Raw genomic sequence first — 19,197 nt, 5'->3', positions numbered from 1 at the left:
AGGATTACATCGCCTACTACAACCAAGACCGCATAAGCCTCAGACTGAATGGCTTGAGCCCGGTACAATTTCGGACCCAGGCATTAAATCAATAGCGTCCCCTGTCCAACTTTCGGGGGGCAGTTCACGTCAGGCGGAACCATAGGAGGCCGTTACCGCAAGAATGGATATGTACTCGGTCTAATCCAACACCCCAGAGGCCCACAGGTGCAACGTCGCACCACAGTTGTGTAGATACCTATGCCGCGATGGGGCCGGCACATCCAACCTGGATGGCGGCGGACCCACCGCTATCGCGGGCAACTCACCAACGCATCCGCACGCCAAGGCTGCCGATCAGGCCGTTGAGGTCGTTGTCGTCGACGTCGCTGCTGTAGTCGGCACTGACGTAGAGGCTGACGCTGGGGCTGACCCTGGCGACGAGGCCCAGGCCCAGTTCGACGGTGGAGGAGTAGCGGCTGCTGCTGATCTTGTCGACCTGGTCCAGGGTCACCGTGTCGCTGGTGTTGATCCGGTGCCACAGGTTAGTGCGTACATAGGGTTCGACCGGCAGGCCATTGATGTCGTAGCTCCCTTTCAAGCGCGCCCCGACACGGCCACTCCAGCTGTTCAGTTCATTGGCTTGGGCGTTGCCGTTGGCGTAGGGCGTGTCCAGGGAGATGCGCTGGTTGATCAACTGCGCCTGGGGTTCGATCACCCAGTTCTTGCTGATCCCGATGGGAAAGCCCCCTTCCACCGACAGGGTCACCGCGCTGCCTTCGGTGGCTTGGCGTTCGCCCTGGGCGTTACGGCTGAAACCGCTGACCCGGCCGCCACTGGCACTCAAGTCGACGTGCCAGCCGTTGGCACCGGTCAAGCTCCAGTACGCACCGAGACTGTCGCCCTGGACGTTCAGGCTGTCGGTGCCGAGGTTGCCCAGGGCCGGACCGACCAGCATGCCATTGCTGTTCCCCTGGATCTGGTTGCTCCCTCCCAGCAGGCCCACCCGTTGGGTGCTGCCGCCATTGCCGTGCACGGTCACCAGTGCCGGCCCCTTGGCTAGCGCCGTACCTATCGTGGAGAACTGTGAGTTGAGGACATCCTGCTCGGCCTGGGTGGCGGCGTGGCCGTAGACCTGTTGCCATGCCGAAGGGGCGGCCTGTTCTATGCTCAACAGATGGTTGTCGAGCCCGGGCTGGCGCATGAACTGGCCGGACTCAGGGATGGGCGGGGCAGGGAAGGCGAAGGTCGGTACGTCCTGGCGAAACCAGGGGATCGCCTCCTCTTCGGCAGACGATGCCACAACCTCCATGGACGTACACAGCAGCAGCGAAGTCGACAGGGTGTACAGGGTAACGGTTATCTCGTGCTGGATAAGGGAGGTGTTCATGGAGGTCTACCTTGCTGCATACGCATGCCATATCTGGTCTTGGCGTCTCTCCTACCCCGAATGAGGGGCGACCGATTTCGTTGGGGCAAGCCTTGGCGGCCCGCTGGAACGGGAGCTTGCGGCCTGCCCCAGGAGTTACTTCCGGGGGTAGTAAGGATTAGCTAAGAAGACCCAGAGCCCTGCGTCAAGAAATTGAACGATGAGCGGTATGGCTAATTTAGGCGTCGCAACTGACTGAAAATTGACGAGTCTCTAAGCTGTTGTTTCACTGGAAAATCATCCGGGGACGGCTCTGCGTTACGCTTTTCGCCGGATCACAGATGCACCTCGACCGCTAGCGGCAAGTGGTCGGAAAGATGGCTCCAGGGTTTGTTGCCGAGGATTCTTGGGGCGTGGCTGCTGGCGTTGCGCAGGTATACGCGGTCCAGGCGCAACAGCGGGAAACGTGCCGGATAGGTTTTGGCCGGGCGGCCGTGATGGCGTTCGAAGGCCTCATGCAAGTCATCGCGCCGAGCGAGGGTCAGGTTGCCCTGCAACTGCCAGTCATTGAAGTCGCCGGCGATGATCACCGGAGCGTCTTCGGGCAGCGACTCGATCAACTGGCAGAGCAGCGCCAGTTGCAGTTGACGATGGCTTTCCAGCAGGCTCAGGTGCACGCAGATAGCGTGGACCTCGGCATGGCCCGGTACATCCAGCACGCAGTGCAGCAAACCCCGGCGTTCGGGGCCGGTGATCGATACGTCCAGATTGCGGTGGTGGCGAATTGGGTACTTGGACAGCAGCGCGTTGCCGTGGTGGCCGTCGGGGTACACCGCATTGCGCCCGTAGGCGAAGTCGCTCCACATGCTGTCGGCGAGGAACTCGTACTGTGACATCGACGGCCAGTTACTGTGGCGCGAGGCGTGGCGATCATGCTCGCCCAATACCTCCTGGAGAAACACCAGGTCGGCCGATGTACTGCGCACGGCCTCGCGCAACTCGGGCAGGATGAAACGCCGGTTGAGGGCGGTAAAACCTTTGTGGGTGTTGACGGTCAGCACCCTGAGCCGATGTACGGCCTGGGGTGCGTCCTGCGGGGGGACGGAGCCGGGTTGACGTTCTGGGTCGGGGTTCACATGCACTCCTGGAAAGTCGCGACGGGTTATCCATGCGACTGATGTTGCGGCCGGCAGTTCAGTGTTTCGCCGCCGATCGTCGACATCTGCGCGGGGCGGCCTTACACAAAAACAATCTCATAGGGTTGGCGCAAACGCTCCAGGACCACCTTGGGCAACAGCGGTGCGATGCCCATTTGCGGGTCGCCATCCAGTTGGCTGGCATAGGCGTGGATGGCATGGCGCTTGCGCGCGATCGTCCAGCTGTCCAGGCGCACCTTGTGTGCGCGGTGCCAGGGGATCTGCCCTTGGTCGCGCACCGGCCAATGCCAGGCCCAGAAAGGCAGTTCGCACAGGCGGGCACCGACCATCTGGGCGGCCTTGGCACTGGCGCGCCCGACGGTGTCATGGTCGACGTCGCCGTCTTCGCGCCAGGTGCTGAACAGCACATCCTCAGGGTGCAGGTAGCGGGCAATGAAATGTGCCAACTGCGTCTCGCGCTCGGCCAGTGCCGTGTCGGCGAAACCGCCACGAATCCACTTCAGGCTATGCATGGGCAGCCCAAGCCTGCGCAGGGCATCGACACTTTCCTGGGGGCGAAACACGCTCAGGCGTTTCTCCGGCCACAGTTGCGAACCCGGGTAGCTGGCGCTGCCGTCGGTGACGGAGATCAGTTGCAGGGGATGCCCCAGGCTGGCGAACAATTGCAGCAGGCCGCCGCAGGTCACCACTTCATCACCTGGGTGGGGTGCGATCACCACGGCTCGGGCGCCGGCCGGGATGATCGACTGAGTGTTGATGACCGGCAGGTTGTCCAGTTGGCGGGCGCCATTCCAGATTTGCGCGGGCAGGTGGCCGTCGAGGATCGAGGTACTTTTCATATTGATACGTCCTTGTACGGGTGAGCTGTCGGTCGTCTCCAGACGCCTGACCGACAGGCTGAGTGTCCTGGACCCGCTCAGTCCTCATCTTGATGCTGCAATTCGAACAGCAGCAGCGAGCGGCCGGTGACTGAATACTGGTGCTCGAATTCGAAGCGCTCCTGGCCGCGGATCGAGGGTTGGTTGGTGTCGATCATGCAGGTCCAGAAGCCACCGTCCGGCACCGCCGGCAGGCAGAAATTGACGATGTCATGGTGCGCGTTGACCACCAGCAGCAAGGTCGCATCGGCGCCCTTGCGGCGGATTCCGGTTTCCTGGGCGCGACCGTCGAGCAACATGCCCAGGCAGCGGCCATGTCCGTCTTCCCACTGTTCGGTGCTCATCTCGCTGCCATCCGGGGCTAGCCAGGTGACGTCCTTGACCCCGATATCTTCGTTGTAGCTGCCCACCAGGAATCGCCCGCGGCGCAGGATTGGGTAGGCCAGGCGCAGTTTGATCAGGCGCTTGACGAACTTGAGCAAGGCCTTGCCGTCTTCACTCAGGTCCCAGTTGATCCAGCCGATCTCGCTGTCCTGGCAGTAGGCGTTGTTGTTGCCGTGCTGGGTCCGGGCGAATTCGTCGCCGGCCACCAGCATCGGTGTGCCCTGGGCCAACAACAGGGTGGCGAAGAAATTGCGCATCTGCCGTTGGCGCAGTTCGTTGATCTCGGGATCGTCGCTCGGGCCTTCAGCGCCATGGTTCCATGACAGGTTGTTGTTGCTGCCGTCCTGGTTGTCTTCGTCGTTGGCCTCGTTGTGTTTGTCGTTGTAGGACACCAGGTCGTTAAGGGTGAAACCGTCGTGGGCGGTGATGAAGTTCACCGAGGCGTACGGCCGGCGCCCGCGCTGGTTGAACATTTCGCCGGAGGCGGTCATGCGTCCGGCGAAGTCGGCCAATTGGCCGTCGTCACCTTTCCAGAACGCACGGACGGTGTCGCGAAAACGATCGTTCCATTCCACCCAGCCTGGTGGGAAGCCACCGACTTGATAACCCCCGGGGCCGCAGTCCCAGGGTTCGGCGATCAGCTTGACCTGGCGCAGCACCGGGTCCTGGCGGCAGGCCACGAGGAAGCTGTGGCGCTCGTCGAAACCATCGTGGTAACGGCCGAGGATGGTTGCCAGGTCGAAGCGGAAACCGTCGACGTGCATCTCCGTGGCCCAGTAGCGCAGGGAGTCGGTGACCATCTGCAGCACGCAAGGGTGGCTCAGGTCGAGGGTGTTGCCGGTCCCTGAATCGTTGATGTAGAAACGTTTGTCGTCCGGCATCAGGCGGTAGTAGGAGGCGTTGTCGATGCCGCGCATGGACAGGGTCGGTCCCTGTTCGTTACCTTCTGCGGTGTGGTTGTAGACCACGTCGAGAATCACCTCCAGATTGGCTTCGTGCAGGTGCGCGACCATCTCCTTGAACTCGGCGATCTTGCCGCTGGCCAGGTAGCGTGGGTCGGGAGCAAAAAAGGCAATGCTGTTATAGCCCCAGTAGTTGGTCATGCCTTTTTGCAGCAGGTGCTGGTCGTTGACGAAGGCATGGATCGGCAGCAGTTCCACCGACGACACCCCGAGCTTGCGGATATGGTCCAACAGGTCATCGACCATCAGTCCGGCGAAGGTGCCGCGCACCGCCTCCGGAACCGCTGGGTGGCGCATGCTGATGCCGCGCACGTGAGTCTCATAAATGATCGTTTTGTCCCAGGGCACACTGACCCGGTGGTCGTGGCCCCAGGTGTGCGCCGGGTCGATCACCTTGCACTTGGGCACGAATGGCGCACTGTCGCGTTCGTCGAAACTGAGGTCGGCGTCCGGGTGGCCGATGGTGTAGCCAAACAGCGCTTCGGACCATTTCAGCTCGCCAACCAGTTGCTTGGCGTAGGGGTCGATCAACAGTTTGTGATGGTTGAAGCGATGACCGTTCTGCGGGTCGTACGGGCCATACACGCGATAGCCATAGATCAGCCCCGGATGGGCATCGGGCAGGTAACCGTGAAAGATCTCGTCGGTGTACTCGGGCAGTTCGATGCGTTCCAGTTCGACTTCCCCGGCATCGTCGAAAATGCACAGCTCGACCTTGGTCGCGTTTGCCGAGAAGATCGCGAAGTTGACCCCCAGACCATCCCAGGTCGCACCCAGCGGGAAGGGCAGGCCTTCACGGATCCGCGAGGCTTGCGCGCCTTGGGCTTGTGTTGCGGTGTTATCGGGCGTGGTCATAAAAACTCCTGTAGCGCATTACCGGCATCGGCCTGAGGTTGTCGACGTGGACGTCGTAGCAGCTGCTACGGGTCGTTTGCACAGGTCGGCAGTTGGCACGGGCCGCGGGGCGGTTGTGGGTCAACTGGCCGGTTTGCGTGGGGCGCGGGGCTTTTTCGTGGCGGCGCTTTTTTCCCCTGGTGGGGTGACGACCTGGGCGGCACCAGCCTTGGCCTTCGTCGCGGGTGCGGCCTTGGCTTTTGTCGCTTTTACCGGCTTGGCCGGGGCCAGGGCTTCGGCTTCCGCCAGCTTGCGGGCCATCTCCCAATGGCGGGCTTCCTGTCCTTCGGGTTTACCCTCGGACTCCCAGATCTGATAGGCAAATTCACGAACGCGTTTGTCATCGGTACTCATCGCAATGCTCCTGAGTTGAACTCAAGTCTGGATAAACAGATTGACCGGGAAGTCCCCCAGCGCGGCGCTGATCAGCAGCTCTGTGTGGTGTGTGACTTCCACTGTGGAAAAAAGTCCCTTCAGTTTTCCCTCGCGAGGGGTGAACGGTAGGGTGACTCGGGTATCGCCCCACTGCAGGGCAGGCACCAGCGGGGTGGCACTGCTTTCCAGCAGCGCGGCAACCCGCACCGGCACCAGCACGATCGCCCACTGGCCCTGGTGCTCGCGGGCAAACGCCAGCACGCGCTGCGCTTGGCTGCCTTGCACCGTCAACGGCAGGTAGCGCCCGGCGCGGAACAGTTCGGCATGCGCGGCGCGCACTGCCAGGGTGCGGGTGATCAAGGCCTGCTTGACGCGCCCGTCCTGCCAGGTGTCGAGCAATTGGGCCGGACTCTGCTGGCGCTCCAGTGCCTGGATCCGTGCCTGGAAATCCACCGGCCGCCGGTTGTCCGGGTCCACCAGGCTGAAATCCCAGAACTCATTGCCCTGGTACAGGTCTGGAATCCCCGGCACTGTCATGCGCAGCAAGGTTTGCGCCAATCCGTTGAGGGTACCGCCGCAGGCGATCACCGCTACGGCGCCGGCGATACGGCTGCGCAACGCCAGGCCCTCGGGGGCGAGCAGCAGGCGCTCGGTAAACGTGCGGGCGCTCTGCTCGTAAGCGTCGTTGGCGGCACTCCAACTGCTGTGCAGCTTGGCTTCGCGCAGGGCTTTTTGTTGCCACTGCCACAGGCGCCCGCAGTAATCAGTCAGGGCCGGCAGGTCGTCGCAACGCAAGCCCAGCGGCCAACTGCCGAGCAGCGCCTGGTAGAGGATCAGTTCGTCACCCGCTGCCGACGCCTGGCTGTCGCCCCGTAGACTCGTGGCCTCGGTGCGCCAGGTGTCGACTTGTTGCGCATACCAGGTGCTACGCTCGCTGAGCACGGCCAACCGCGCTCGGCTGTCTTCACCGCGCTTGTGGTCGTGGGTGGCGCTGGCCAGCAGATTGTCCGGGAAGGTCGCAAGACGCTGGATGCAGGCGGCATGGAAATCGTCCAAGGGCGCACTGAAGCGCTCGGTATCAAAACCGACATCGTTGCGTGACAACAGCACGCCCGAACGATACAGCGCGGTGTCTTCTACGGCCTTGGCCGCCGCCGGTGACGTCAGTTGCTGGAACCGCACACAGGCGTGCTTGAGGATCTTGCGTTGGCGCCCCACCGGACGCTCGCGCCAAGGCTGGCCGCCCAGCCACAGGGCGATGCTGTCGAGCACCGGCCAGTCGGCTTCGCCCAGGGTCTGGCGGGCACCGTCCATGGCTTGCTGGAAAAAAACCTGGTCCTCGACGGAGCGTCCGCGCGGGCTGATGTAGGTGCGGTAAACCGGGAAATGCACGATCAGTTCCTGCAGCGCCCGGCGGATCGCGCCGAGGGTCAGGTCGCGGCTCATCACATCATCGCGGGCCACTTGCAACAGGGCCTGGGCGACACTCTCAAAATCGCCGGCCAGCGAGCCGTTGAGAATCTGCTGGCGGGACAGGCGCGCTTCTTCGATGAAGGCCGACGGACGTTCGCTATGGCGTACCCACAGCTCGCCCAGGGCCAACGCACCTTGCGGGTCGTGCTGCAGCAACGACAGTTGGTTCATGAATTCATAGCCGGTGGTGCCATCGACCCGCCAGTCGCGACGCAGGGTTTCCCCGGGACCGAGGATTTTTTCCACGTAGATCGGGATGTGCCGAGACGGGGCCAGGGCGTCGACCCTGCGCCGCAGTTTGCGGCAGTAGCCCCGCGGGTCGGCGAGTCCGTCGATGTGGTCGATGCGCAAGCCGTCCACCAGGCCTGCGGCAAGCAACTCGAAGATCTTGCCGTGGGTGGCTTCGAACACGGCCGGGCGTTCGACCCGCAGGCCGCCCAGTTCATTGACGTCGAAGAAGCGCCGCCAATTGATGTCGTCCGCCGCCGTGCGCCAACTGGCCAGGCGATAACTCTGGCGCTCCAGCAGGTTGTGCAGGCGGGTGAAACCCTCGGGCTGGCGAGCGTCATGCAGGGCCAGGTTGTGTTCGATGCAACGGGCCAGCGCGGGCTCCCTGGCCAACTGCGCCAAGTCCTGTTGCAAGGGGCCGGCGAGCGTATGGGCGGCGGTCTGGTAATGCAGGCGGGTAAAACCCTCGGCGAGGGTTTTCAGTGCGGCGCGCTGTTCGACGCCCAGAGGCTCGTCCGGCATCAGCAATGCTGCATAGTCACTGGGACAGATCGGGAAATGGTGCTCGTAGTGCTCGGCATAAAACCGCCCCCGCGCCGAGTCAAAACGCAGCGCCAGGCTGCCGTCCTGCAAGGCGCTGCCATAGTCGCAGCCCAGGAATGGCAGGAGCAGCTGGCCTTCGAGCAGCGGGTCGGGCGAGTGCCACTGGATATCGAAGAATTCGCCATAGGGGCTGAGTCGCCCCCACTCCAGCAGATCCAGCCACCAGGGATTATCGGCGCCACCGACGGCCATGTGATTGGACACGACGTCGAGAATCAGGCCCATGTCGTGGGCGCGCAGGGCCTTGACCAGGCGCCGTAGCGCCGCCTCACCACCCAGTTGCGGGTTGACCTGGGTTGGGTCGACCACATCATAGCCGTGCATCGAACCGTTGCGGGCACTGAGCAGCGGCGAGGCATACAGGTGACTGATGCCAAGGCGAGCGAAATAGGGCACCAGCGGTACCGCGTCATCCAGGGTGAAACCTTGATGAAACTGCAGCCTGACGGTGGCCCGCAGACTGCTCATCGATCACGCTCGCTGGCTTGCAGGCGTGCGCAGGCGAGCATTTCCAGGCGTCGCGCGGCGTCGGCATCGTCCAGCAGTTGTCTGCTCTCGCCAGGCAAGCGCCGGCGCCAGTTTGGGTGGGTGTCGACGGTGCCCGGCAGATTGGCCTGTTCGTCCAGGCCCAGGGCATCTTCCAGCGGCAGCAACACCAGTGGCGCCCGGGTATGCCCGAGAAAACGCACGCTGGCATCGAGCACCTGGTCGGTCTCGTGCTGCTCTTCGCGAAAGTTCTGCGGGTCCTGGCTCAGGGCGCTGCGCAGGCTGTCACGCTCGCGCTGGCGGTGGGCGCGCCAATGGCTTTCGTCGTCGCTGGTCACAAGCCCCAGGCGAGCGTTCCATTCGATATCACGGCCGTGCCACCAGCCGTTGAGCGTGGGCAGGTCGTGGGTGCTGGTGGTGGCCAGCGCGTTATCGGGCCAGTCGAGAATCGGCCGAAAGCGTGTGCTGTGATCCTGTTCGAACAGCAATACGCGCATGCCCAGAATCGAGCGGGCGATGAGTTTGTCGCGCAGGCCATCGGGCACGGTGCCGAGGTCTTCGCCGAGGACGATCGCCTGGTGCCGGTGCGACTCCAGCGTCAGCAGGCGCAACAGGTCGTCTACCGGGTAATACAAGTAGGCGCCGTCACAGGGCGGCGCGCCGAGGGGGATGACCCACAGCCGTTGCAGGCCCATCACGTGGTCGATGCGCAAACCGCCGGCGTGGGCAAAATTGGCCCGGAGCATTTCGATGAAGGCGCGAAAACCGTTGCGCACCAGGCCTTCGGGTGAAAACGCGGAGATGCCCCAGCCCTGGCCGGCGCGATTGAGAATGTCTGGGGGCGCGCCGACGGTGAGCGAAGCCAGCAGTTCGTCCTGGCGACTCCAGGCCTGGCTGCCCCCGCCGTCCGCTCCGACCGCCAGGTCAGCAATCAGGCCGATGCCCATGCCGCTACTGCGAGCGACGTTTTGCGCACGCTGCAGGCAGCGGGCGATCAGCCATTGGCAAAACGCGTAGAAACCGATGCGTGCGGCATGCTGCTCGGCAAACGCGGCCAGCTCCGGGCTGCGCGGATTGCGCCAGGGTTCGGGCCAGTGGCGCCAGTCCAGGCTTTCGCCACGGGCAGCGCAGGCTTCTTGCAGGGCTTCGAAACGGCAGTGGTTTTCCAGGGCTTCGCCACCGCTGTGGCGAAAGCTGCTGAAGTCGGCGTGCAACGGGTGATCGCCGCGGGTAAACCCTTCATACAGGGCCTGGTAGAGTTTCTGTTTGGCCTGGGCGGCAGCGGGCCAGTCCACCAAGGGCTGGTTTTCCAGCTGGGCGAGTTCGTCGGCCAACTCCGTGGCGTCGATGGCCATGCGCAGGGCGCGTTCGCCAAGGATCTCGCCGGGAGCGGCGTACAGGCTATTGAGGAACAGCCGGCTGGACGGTGAGTAGGGACTGAAACGCTGGGTGTCGCAGCTGAACATTGCGTGCATCGGGCTGATCGCCAGCGCTTCGGCGCCGCGTTCACCGGCAACCCGGGCCAGCTCTTCAAGGGCCAGGGTGTCACCAAAACCCCCGTCGCCCGGGCGGCGCAAGGCGTACAGCTGCACGCTCAGGCCCCAGGCCCGCGGGGTGTCGCTGTCCACGGCCGAGGCGACGCTGTGGCAGTGCAGGGGCGCCACGGCCAGGGTGAAATAGCGACCGGCGATGCTGACTTCCTGGTAACCCACCGGGATCAGCCCCGGCAACCGCGCCTCGTCGTCGAGTTTCAGATTGAGGATGGCGCCGTCTTCCAGATGAATCTCGCAGGGCGTGTGCGGTTCGAAGTAGCGCGCCAGGTCAAGCCCGGCACCGACATCCACGGTCAACAGCGGTGGCAACTGGCTGCGCGCCTGGCTCTGCTGCACCTGCAACAGGCTGGCGTCGATTTCCTGGGCACTGCCGGCCGGGTGGCCGAGGCCGTTGAGGACCGCGCGCAGGACTGCCGGGGCAACTTTTTGCGCACGCCCATTGGCGTCGATCCAATCCACGGCCAGGCCGGCCCGGCTGGCGAGAATTTCCAGTTGCGCATCGCTCATTGGCGCTCTCCTGCGGGGGGTAGCATGGATGCCGCTGCCGTCAGGCTGACCAGCGCGCAATAGGGAGCCAGGGTGCCTTGCTGTAATCGGGTGCACGCCTGTGGCGGGTACTCGAACAGCAGTTGGGCCTGGGCTTGCGGTATATGGGCAACAGCGTTGGCGCTGAGGTTCAACTCAATGTGCAGCATGCTGCCGTCCCCCAGTTGCCAACGCGCGCTGATCGCCCCTTCGCCGAGCACCGAAACACCCAGGGCGTGGGCGCCGGGCAGGCGTGGGATGATTTCGCGGTGGCGAATCAGCAGCAACTGCCGGTACAGGGCCTGGGTGCTGTGGCGTATGCCGTAGTCCCCGGGGGTGAGGTTGGGCCGCGAGTCTTCGAAGGTCTGTGGGGCATTGGGGTCGGGTATGCGCTCGCGACTGTGGGGGTCGGCAAAGGCTTTGAAGCAGGCGAACTCATTGCGCCGGCCTTCGCGCACCAGTTGCGCGAGGTCGCCGTGATGGCTGGTAAAAAACAGGAAGGGTTGATCGGCGGCCACTTCGTCGCCCATGAACAGCAGGGGAATCATCGGCGACAATAACAACAGCACCGTGGCAGCGTGCAGGGCTTGGGGCGGGCACAACTGGTGCAGGCGTTCGCCAAAGGCGCGATTGCCGATCTGGTCATGGTTCTGCAGGAACAGCACAAACGCGCTGGGGGGCAGGTGACCGCTAGGCTCTCCACGGGTCTGGCCATGGCGGTTGGTGTGGCCCTGGTAGACAAACCCCTGGCTCAGGCAGCGGGCCAGTTGCTCGGTGGGGTTGTGGGCGAAGTCGGCGTAGTAGGCATCGGTTTCCCCGGTCAGCAGGACATGCAGGGCATTGTGCCCGTCGTCGTTCCACTGGGCGTCGAACCGCTGCTCCAGCAAGCTGGCCTGGTTGTGCTCGTTTTCCACGGTGAGCCACACATGCCTTGCCGGATCGATCTGCTGATGGACCCGGTTTGCCAGATCCTGGAGAAAGTCCGGGTCGTCGATGGCGTGCACGGCGTCCAGGCGTAGGCCATCGAAGCGGTACTCGAGTAACCACATCAAGGCGTTGTCGATAAAGAAATCACGCACTTCGCGGCGCCGGAAATCAATGGCGGCGCCCCACGGCGTGTGCCGGTCTTCGCGAAAGAAGCTCTTGGCGTAATGGTGCAGGTAATTGCCGTCTGGCCCGAAATGGTTGTAGACCACGTCTATGATCACCGCCAGGCCCAGGCCGTGGGCGCAGTCGATCAGTTGCTTGAGCGCTTCGGGCGAGCCATAGGACGATTGCGGGGCGTAGGGCAGCACGCCGTCATAACCCCAGTTGCGCTCGCCGGGAAACTGCGCCAGAGGCATCAACTCAATTGCCGTGATGCCCAGGTCCAACAGGCGCGGCAACTGCTGCTGGACTGCGGCAAACCCGCCGAGCAGGCCGACGTGTAGCTCGTAGATCACCGCCTCGTGCCAGGGCCGGCCCTGCCAGGACGAGTGTTGCCAGCGGTAGGCGAGCGGGTCGACCACGATGCTGGCCGACTCCGGCCCCGCCTCCTGGGCGCGGGAGGCGGGGTCGGGAACGTCGTGTTCACCATCGATGTTAAAGCGGTAGCGGGTTCCGGCCGGGCAGGGGGTCTTGAGGACAAACCAGCCATTGGCCTGGGGCAGCATGGGCAGCGACGGCCCCTCGTCCAACTCGACACTCACATAAAATGCATCGGGTGCCCACAGCGCAAACCGGGTGTGTTGCGCATCCAGCATGACAGCGCCGTGGGGCCAGGTTTCCATAGTCCGTAACGGCATGCACAGTTCCCTCTTATAACTTGACCGATTTCCCCAGCGCCTTGGCCACCAGTTGTTCGTAGAGTTCAGCGTAGGGTTCGACGGCCTTGCACCAATTGAAGGGTGCGGCCATGGCCCGGCAGCGCATGGCATTGAGCAGGGCAGGGAAGGCAAAGACCTTGAAGGCCCGGCTCAGCGCCTCTTCGTAGCTGGGCACGGTGGACTCGTCGAACAGAAAACCGGTGACGCCATTTTCGATGGTGTCGGCCAGGCCCCCGGTATTACGCGCGACCGGCAAGGAGCCAAAACGCTGGGCGTACATCTGGCTCAGGCCGCAGGGCTCGTAGCGCGAGGGCATCAGCAGGAAGTCACTGCCGGCGAACATGCGCCGCGCATCGGTTTCATTGAAGCCGATGCGCACGCCGATCTGCCCTGGGAAGCGCAGGGCCAGGTTGCGCATGGCTTGTTCTTCCTCCGGTTCACCACGGCCGATGATTGCGATCTGCCCGCCGGATTTGACGATGTACTCGGCCACTCCTTCGGTCAGGTCCAGGCCTTTCTGGTAGACCAGGCGCGAGACCACGGCAAACAGCGGGCCCTCGCTGTCCTGCAGGCCGAACAACTCGCGGACCTGGGCGGCATTGGCGGCCTTGCCGTCCCAGTCACCGATGGTGAAGGGGCAGGACAGGTGCGGGTCGGTGGCCGCGTCCCAGCTTTCATCGATGCCGTTGGGGATGCCACTGAGCAGGCCCTGCTGGGTCTTGCTGGCCAGAAAACCATCGAGGCCGCAGCCAAACGCCGGGGTGGTGATTTCCTGGGCGTAGGTCGCGCTGACCGTGGTGATGTGGCTGGAATAGGCCATGCCGGCCTTGAGGAAGGACAGTTTGCCGTAGAACTCCATGCCTTCTTGCTGCAGGGCGTGTTCGGGAATTCCCAGCTCCGGGCACGAAGCCAGGCTGACCACGCCCTGGTAGGCCAGGTTGTGGATGGTAAACAGGGTCGGGGTGCGCTGCCCACGCCAGTGCATGTAGGCCGGGGCCAGGCCGGCGGGCCAGTCATGGGCGTGCACCAGGTCCGGGCACCAGTGGATTTGCGCCAGGTTGGCGGCGATGTCGGCGGCAGCCAGGCCCAGGCGGGCAAACCGGATATGGTTGTCGGGCCAGTCACGGCCATTGTTGGCACCGTAGGGCGAACCTTCGCGCTCGTACAGTTCGGGGCAGATCAGGACGTAGATCACCAGCCCGTCGGGCATGTCCATGCGTCCGATCTTGCACGGTGGCAGGGCCGCGTGGCCGCCGAGTTCGCCAATGATGTGGATCGGGTTATCGCTGTGCATGACTTGCGGGTAACCCGGGATCAGCACCCGGACGTCGTGCAGGTGGGCCATGGCCCGAGGCAGTGCGGCAGAGACGTCACCCAGGCCGCCGGTCTTCACCAGGTCAGCGATTTCCGACGTCACGAACAAGACTTTCTTTTTGTTCGGATTCTGACGTGGAGTGGGCAGTACCGTCTTTGCACCGGGGGCCAGGATCGCCATCGATGTCGCCTCGCCGATGGCCTGCTGAGTACGTTCTCCCTGGATTTCTAAAGCGGCACTGTTCATGTGTTTCTCCCGTTTTATTGATCTGCTTTAGGCATCTCACCCGTGCATCAAGCGGCCGTTTCCTGTGGCCAGGCGCAAATGCGCCACGCGTCGTGGCGCAAGCGCGGCCCGATGCGTTGAAGCTCCCAAGGCTGTTGTGAACATTGCAAGGATTGCACCAGCGGCCGTGCCCCCTCTAATCACCTGACCCGTCGCTATAGCGGAAAGTTTCGAGTTTTTCTCCGTTATATGACCCGACGGTCTGGCCCCGCGAAATCCAGTCTAGGCCAGAACCTAGAGCGGGGTAGGCGGGTTTTCGGATTGTTCGACAATCGGTTTGGATCAGGAGAAGACAACTGGAAAATTGTGACAATTGCACCGACGAAGGGCAGGTTTTCAGTGGTGGTCGGTTAAAAAGAGGCAGGGGATGGGTGCCTGTGGAGCGGAGGGTTGCAGGTGGCCGCACCAAATAAGTGCGCGACTTGGAGGGGGTTGGCCTGGGAAATACCCGTCATCGTTGAAGACCATCGCCGGCAAGCCGGCTCCCACAGGGTTTGTTGTGTCCGGGGAAAAGGTCAGCCCTGCCAGCCGAGCGTGGCCAGGGCTAGCACGCCGTACCGGGCGCCTTTGGCCAGGGTGACGATCAGCAGGAAACGCCCAAGCGGCTCGCGCATTACGCCGGCCACCAGGGTCAATGGATCGCCGATCACCGGCAACCAGCTGAGCAGCAACGACCAGTGCCCGTAACGCTGATAATGCCGGCGGGCCCTTTCCAGGTTGGTTGGGCTGACGGGGAACCAGCGGCGATCCTTGAAGCGCTCGATGCCGCGGCCCAGCCACCAGTTGACCAGCGACCCGAGGACATTGCCCAGGGTCGCGACGGCCAGTAGCAGCCACAACCAGTACTGGCCATTGAGCAGCAATCCCACCAGCACTGCCTCGGACTGCAAGGGCAATAGTGTGGCGGCACCGAATGCCGCCGCAAACAGTCCGAGGTACGCCAGCAGCACTACTTGGCCGGGTAGTCGGCGATCACCGTTTGACTGCCATCCCTGGACACGCCGATTACCTGGTACGGGTCGACGGTATCGCCCATTTCCATGCCCGGCGAACCGGTGACCATGCCCGGTACGGCCATGCCCAGCAAGTCGTCACGCTTGGCCAGGGCCAGCACCTGTTCGGCCGGGACGTGGCCTTCGACAAACTTGCCGTTGATCAGCGCGGTATGGCAGGACGCCAGGCGCGGCGCCACACCCAGGCGTTGCTTGACTTCGCTCATGTTGGGTTGGACGTGGTCGATGACTTTGAAGCCGTTGTCCTGCAGGTGGCTGATCCAGGCTTTGCAGCAACCGCAGTTGGCGTCGCGATGGACGTCGATCGGGATCAGTTCGGCCGCCAGGGCCTGGGTGCTGATGAACAGGGCGCCCAGGGCGGCCAGGCGAAGTGCTGTGGTGTGCATGGGGAATCTCTTTGTCGATCGTTGCGTTGATGGGCTCAGAACCAGAGCCGCACGCCGGCGACGAAGCGCGTTTGGTTGCGCTGTTCGTCATCCTCGCCAGTGTAGTCGGCGGTGTTGCCGTAGGTGCTGCTCCAGGTCACGCCAATGTACGGGGCAAATTCGGGGACGATTTCATAACGCAGGCGCACACCGGCTTCGGTGTTGGCCAACCCCGCGCCGATCCGCCGTTCGGGGTCGTTGCGGCTGTACAGGTTGAGCTCGGCGCTGGGCTGCAGGATCAGCCGGTTGCTCAGCAGAATGTCGTACTCGCCTTCCAGGCGGAGGGCATTTTGCCCCTTTTCGCCGACGAAGAGCGTGGCTTGTGTTTCAAAGTTATACAGGGCCAGGCCTTGCACCCCGAACGCGGCCCAGGTCTGCGGCGAGCCTGGCTCGAAGTCCTGGCGCAGGCCGGCGACCAGGTCCCACCAGGGTCCGATGGCATGTCCCCACAACGCCTGCACTTCGGCTTTTTCGGTGTGGCCATTGTTGCGTTCACCTTCGGTGCGCAGCCACAGCCGGTCGATATCGCCGCCCACCCAACCACTCATGTCCCAGGCCAGGGCGCTGCCGTCGTCGGCATCCTGGTACTCCAGTTGGTCGATCAGCCAGAAGCCATTGAGCGCCTTGTCGTGAACCCTATGCCCATTGACCGCCGGGAAGGCTGCCCGGCGGTCCGCGTCGCTGAGCACGGGAATCGGCGTGCGGCTCTGCAGCGTGGGCATCTGGCTGTGGTCCATGGCAGGCATCGCGCCGTGGCCCATGGCCGCGTGGTCGATGCTTTCGGCCGACTGGGTCGGGCTCAGGTAAACGCCGCACAGTGCGGCCAGCAGCAGGCGAATGTTCATGTCGGGCTCCCCGGTTCATCGACGCGTACTTCACGGAACATGCCCATCTCCATGTGCAGCAGCAGGTGGCAGTGATAGGCCCAGCGGCCCAGGGCATCGGCGGTTACCCGATAACTGCGGCGGGTACCGGGCGGCATGTCGATGGTGTGCTTGCGCACCTGGAAGCGCCCGTGCTCGTCCTCAAGATCACTCCACAGGCCGTGCAGGTGAATCGGGTGGGTCATCATCGTGTCGTTGACCAGGGTGATGCGCAGCCGCTCGCCGTAGGTCAGGCGCAGGGGTTGGGCGTCGCTGAACTTGATGCCGTCGAATGACCAGGCGAAGCGCTCCATGTGCCCGGTCAGGTGCAACTCGAGCGTGCGCGAGGGCTCGCGCCCGTCGGGGTCGGCGAAGGTGCTCTTGAGGTCGGCGTAGGTCAACACTCGGCGGCCATTGTCGCGCAGGCCGATGCCCGGGTCGGCGAGCTTGGCGCTGGGGCGCATGGTCTGCATGTCCACCAGCGGATTGGCGGTTTCCGAAGCCGGATGGCTCTGCAGTGGGGCGGCCATGCCGGGCATGTTGCTGTGATCCATGCCGGCCATCTGGCTATGGTCCATGCCCGCCATGCCCGCCATGCTGCCGTGGTCCATGCCCATGTCGGCCATGCTGATTAACGGGCGCGGGTCAGGCAGCGGGACCTCGGCGCTGAGCCCCGGGCTGGTGGCGAGCGTGCCGCGGGCATAACCACTGCGGTCCATCGATTGGGCGAACAGGGTGTAGGCGCGGGCGCCGGTGGGCTGGACGATGACGTCGTAGGTCTCGGCAACGGCGATGCGCAACTCGTCGACGGTGACCGGCTGCACGTACTGGCCATCGGCCGCGACCACGGTCATCTGCAGGCCGGGAATGCGAAAGTCGAAGTAACTCATGGCCGAGCCGTTGATCAGTCGCAGGCGCAGCTTTTCCCCCGGCTGAAACAGGGCGGTCCAGTTGGTTTGTGGCGTCTGGCCGTTCAGCAAGTAGTGGTAGGTTTCGCCGCTGACGTCTGCCAGGTCAGTGGGGCTCATGTTCATTTGGGCCCACATGGTGCGGTCCGCCACTGTCGCCGCCCACCCGTCGCGGCTGACGTCGGTTATGAAGTCGCCGACCGTGCGCTGGTGCCGGTTGTAGTAGTCGGACTGCTTTTTCAGGGTGCGCATCAGGTGTTCCGGGGCCTGGTCGCTCCAGTCGCTGAGCATCACCACGTAGTCCCGGTCGTAGGCGAAGGGTTCGGGGGCGCGGGCGTCGATCACCAGCGGGCCATAGACGCCGGCCTGTTCCTGCAGGCCGGAATGGCTGTGGTACCAGTAGGTGCCGTTCTGCTTCAGGGTGAATTGGTATTCGTACAGGCCATCGGGGGCGATGCCGTGGAAGCTCAGGCCGGGCACGCCGTCCATGTTGGCCGGCAGGATAATCCCGTGCCAGTGGATCGAGGTGTCCTGCTTGAGTCGGTTGTGCACGCGCAAGGTCACCGTGTCGCCCTCACGCCAGCGCAGCAAGGGGCCGGGAATACCGCCGTTGATGGTCATGGCGGTGCGTGGGCTGCCACTGAAGTTGACTGGCGATTCGCCGATCCACAGGTCGAAGCGGCTACCGGTCAGGGTCGAGGAGGCTGTGTCTGCGGTCACGGCCCAACTGGTGGGGCGCCACAGGCCGGTGCCCGCCAGGACAGTACCGGCGGCCAGGCTTTTGAGCAAAGAGCGTCGCGAGGGTGTTGAAGGCATAAAAAAGTCCCGTCAATCCTGAAGCTTCAGGTTTGGCAGGACCTTAAATGGCCCGCGCTGTCAGTAAACTGAGGCGCGGATTACCGATTTGTCAGCTGCGTGGCGCGCCCGGCGAAACATCTTGGGTGTACCATGTGGCCCGCGCGCTGCTGGCGCCCCCGAACAGGGATGGGGCCGGCCCGCTGCAGGACTCACACATTCACAGGTTCAGGAACCCGCAATGACCCAGTCGCAACGTTTGAAATACTCTATTCTGATTTCCCTGGTGGTCCTGGCGATCATGCTTGGGCTGTCATATCTGCAGAATGCCGGGATCATCAGCGAAACGCTGTTCCAGTACATCGCCATTGGCGTGGCCGTGTCGGTGGTGGTGATCAACGGCGTGATGCGGCGCAAGGTCAAGCCCTGAGCGAGGTGGGCCAGCGTCAGTCGAGGCGCTGGAGCACGGCGGCAGCCTGTGGATGCAGGCTGTAGCTTTTATCCGGGTTGAGCACGATCACGCCTTCGCTGCACAGGCGCTTCAAGACTTCACGCACGCTGAGAAAAGACAGCGGGATGTCCAGTTCCAGCAAGTGGCTGTGCACCCCACGCACGCCCAGCGGGTGGTCGTTTTCCGCGGCGCTGAGCAGTGCATCGATCACTTTCAAGCGTATCAGGCTGGTGCGCAGGCCAAAGCTCTTGAGCAGTTGGCGGATTCGTTCGTTACCGTGGCGCTCGACCGGTTTGCCGAACACAGTGACATCCTGACCCAGGGAAACACCTTTCGGCGCGGGTTTACCATCCGTTGGCAATTGCGAGTTGTACATGCAGAAAACTCCTTTTCAGAGCCTGATCAGGAAAATGTGATTTGTGCTCTCTGTCATTAAGACGAATGAGCGAGGCAAATCATGAAGCTCTGAAT

The 19,197-nt window shown here is 63.5% G+C and carries 16 protein-coding genes; 2 read left to right on the top strand and 14 right to left on the bottom strand.

Annotated elements, in window-relative coordinates:
- Positions 1-95: IS3 family transposase (locus CKW24_RS23075; protein ID WP_143501162.1), on the top strand; the 95-nt coding region annotated here is incomplete at its 5' end.
- Positions 96-304: 209 nt separating this feature from the next.
- Here CKW24_RS23075 and CKW24_RS23070 read toward each other — a convergent pair.
- From CKW24_RS23070 to CKW24_RS23010, 13 genes are all read right to left on the bottom strand, one after another.
- Positions 305-1,369, bottom strand: a complete 1,065-nt coding sequence (locus tag CKW24_RS23070) for an autotransporter outer membrane beta-barrel domain-containing protein (protein WP_095170509.1) — start codon at positions 1,367-1,369, stop codon at positions 305-307.
- A gap of 314 nt (positions 1,370-1,683) precedes the next feature.
- The gene (locus CKW24_RS23065) at positions 1,684-2,484 is read right to left on the bottom strand and encodes an endonuclease/exonuclease/phosphatase family protein (RefSeq protein WP_095170507.1); all 801 of its coding nucleotides are present in this window, start codon (positions 2,482-2,484) and stop codon (positions 1,684-1,686) included.
- A 101-nt stretch (positions 2,485-2,585) separates the two neighbouring features.
- Positions 2,586-3,344 (bottom strand): PIG-L deacetylase family protein, encoded by a 759-nt coding sequence (locus CKW24_RS23060; protein ID WP_095170505.1) that lies wholly within the window; start codon positions 3,342-3,344, stop codon positions 2,586-2,588.
- Positions 3,345-3,421: 77 nt separating this feature from the next.
- Positions 3,422-5,584 carry a glycogen debranching protein GlgX gene (gene glgX, locus CKW24_RS23055; RefSeq protein WP_095170503.1) on the bottom strand — a complete coding sequence of 721 codons (2,163 nt, stop codon included), beginning with the start codon at positions 5,582-5,584 and terminating at the stop codon, positions 3,422-3,424.
- Between the two features lie 120 nt (positions 5,585-5,704).
- Positions 5,705-5,977 carry a DUF2934 domain-containing protein gene (locus tag CKW24_RS23050; protein ID WP_095170502.1) on the bottom strand — a complete coding sequence of 91 codons (273 nt, stop codon included), beginning with the start codon at positions 5,975-5,977 and terminating at the stop codon, positions 5,705-5,707.
- A gap of 21 nt (positions 5,978-5,998) precedes the next feature.
- A complete protein-coding gene (locus tag CKW24_RS23045) occupies positions 5,999-8,770 on the bottom strand; it encodes a malto-oligosyltrehalose synthase (protein WP_095170500.1) in 2,772 nt (923 codons plus the stop codon).
- The gene (gene malQ / locus CKW24_RS23040) at positions 8,767-10,848 is read right to left on the bottom strand and encodes a 4-alpha-glucanotransferase (RefSeq protein WP_095170498.1); all 2,082 of its coding nucleotides are present in this window, start codon (positions 10,846-10,848) and stop codon (positions 8,767-8,769) included. Before malQ ends, CKW24_RS23045 begins: the two co-directional genes overlap by 4 nt.
- The gene (gene treZ / locus CKW24_RS23035; protein ID WP_095170496.1) at positions 10,845-12,650 is read right to left on the bottom strand and encodes a malto-oligosyltrehalose trehalohydrolase; all 1,806 of its coding nucleotides are present in this window, start codon (positions 12,648-12,650) and stop codon (positions 10,845-10,847) included. The genes malQ and treZ overlap by 4 nt, the downstream gene beginning before the upstream one ends.
- Before the next feature lie 13 nt (positions 12,651-12,663).
- A complete protein-coding gene (gene glgA / locus CKW24_RS23030) occupies positions 12,664-14,232 on the bottom strand; it encodes a glycogen synthase GlgA (RefSeq protein ID WP_095170494.1) in 1,569 nt (522 codons plus the stop codon).
- Positions 14,233-14,786: 554 nt separating this feature from the next.
- Positions 14,787-15,221, bottom strand: coding sequence for a YqaA family protein (locus CKW24_RS23025; RefSeq protein ID WP_095170492.1), 435 nt, complete (start codon positions 15,219-15,221; stop codon positions 14,787-14,789).
- Positions 15,221-15,670, bottom strand: a complete 450-nt coding sequence (locus tag CKW24_RS23020; RefSeq protein WP_095170490.1) for a DUF411 domain-containing protein — start codon at positions 15,668-15,670, stop codon at positions 15,221-15,223. Before CKW24_RS23020 ends, CKW24_RS23025 begins: the two co-directional genes overlap by 1 nt.
- A gap of 35 nt (positions 15,671-15,705) precedes the next feature.
- Entirely contained in the window at positions 15,706-16,554 is an 849-nt protein-coding gene (locus tag CKW24_RS23015) for a copper resistance protein B (protein ID WP_095170488.1), read from the bottom strand.
- Positions 16,551-18,296: a copper resistance system multicopper oxidase gene (locus CKW24_RS23010; RefSeq protein WP_095170486.1), complete on the bottom strand. Its 1,746-nt coding sequence runs from the start codon at positions 18,294-18,296 to the stop codon at positions 16,551-16,553. Before CKW24_RS23010 ends, CKW24_RS23015 begins: the two co-directional genes overlap by 4 nt.
- Before the next feature lie 220 nt (positions 18,297-18,516).
- On the opposite strand from CKW24_RS23010, the gene CKW24_RS23005 reads away from it, so the two are divergent.
- On the top strand, positions 18,517-18,705 hold the full coding sequence (locus CKW24_RS23005; protein WP_095170484.1) for a hypothetical protein: 189 nt from the start codon (positions 18,517-18,519) through the stop codon (positions 18,703-18,705).
- Positions 18,706-18,721: 16 nt separating this feature from the next.
- Here CKW24_RS23005 and CKW24_RS23000 read toward each other — a convergent pair whose 3' ends face one another.
- Positions 18,722-19,102 (bottom strand): fe2+ zn2+ uptake regulation protein, encoded by a 381-nt coding sequence (locus CKW24_RS23000; RefSeq protein ID WP_095170482.1) that lies wholly within the window; start codon positions 19,100-19,102, stop codon positions 18,722-18,724.
- Positions 19,103-19,197: the final 95 nt, after the last annotated feature.

Origin of the sequence: Pseudomonas sp. Irchel 3H3 (assembly GCF_900187635.1) — a bacterium.
Classification (GTDB): Bacteria; Pseudomonadota; Gammaproteobacteria; order Pseudomonadales; family Pseudomonadaceae; genus Aquipseudomonas.
The sequence above is the reverse complement of the archived record's forward strand: the minus strand, read 5'-3'. Positions and strand labels throughout refer to the sequence as shown.

Bases quoted from the DNA above. Each gene is read 5' to 3' on its own strand.
- CKW24_RS23070 (WP_095170509.1), bottom strand. From the start codon at position 1,369: ATGAACACCTCCCTTATCCAGCACGAGATAACCGTTACCCTGTACACC.
- CKW24_RS23060 (WP_095170505.1), bottom strand. From the start codon at position 3,344: ATGAAAAGTACCTCGATCCTCGACGGCCACCTGCCCGCGCAAATCTGG.
- glgX (WP_095170503.1), bottom strand. From the start codon at position 5,584: ATGACCACGCCCGATAACACCGCAACACAAGCCCAAGGCGCGCAAGCC.
- CKW24_RS23050 (WP_095170502.1), bottom strand. From the start codon at position 5,977: ATGAGTACCGATGACAAACGCGTTCGTGAATTTGCCTATCAGATCTGG.
- CKW24_RS23045 (WP_095170500.1), bottom strand. From the start codon at position 8,770: ATGAGCAGTCTGCGGGCCACCGTCAGGCTGCAGTTTCATCAAGGTTTC.
- malQ (WP_095170498.1), bottom strand. From the start codon at position 10,848: ATGAGCGATGCGCAACTGGAAATTCTCGCCAGCCGGGCCGGCCTGGCC.
- treZ (WP_095170496.1), bottom strand. From the start codon at position 12,650: ATGCCGTTACGGACTATGGAAACCTGGCCCCACGGCGCTGTCATGCTG.
- glgA (WP_095170494.1), bottom strand. From the start codon at position 14,232: ATGAACAGTGCCGCTTTAGAAATCCAGGGAGAACGTACTCAGCAGGCC.
- CKW24_RS23020 (WP_095170490.1), bottom strand. From the start codon at position 15,670: ATGCACACCACAGCACTTCGCCTGGCCGCCCTGGGCGCCCTGTTCATC.
- CKW24_RS23015 (WP_095170488.1), bottom strand. From the start codon at position 16,554: ATGAACATTCGCCTGCTGCTGGCCGCACTGTGCGGCGTTTACCTGAGC.
- CKW24_RS23010 (WP_095170486.1), bottom strand. From the start codon at position 18,296: ATGCCTTCAACACCCTCGCGACGCTCTTTGCTCAAAAGCCTGGCCGCC.
- CKW24_RS23005 (WP_095170484.1), top strand. From the start codon at position 18,517: ATGACCCAGTCGCAACGTTTGAAATACTCTATTCTGATTTCCCTGGTG.
- CKW24_RS23000 (WP_095170482.1), bottom strand. From the start codon at position 19,102: ATGTACAACTCGCAATTGCCAACGGATGGTAAACCCGCGCCGAAAGGT.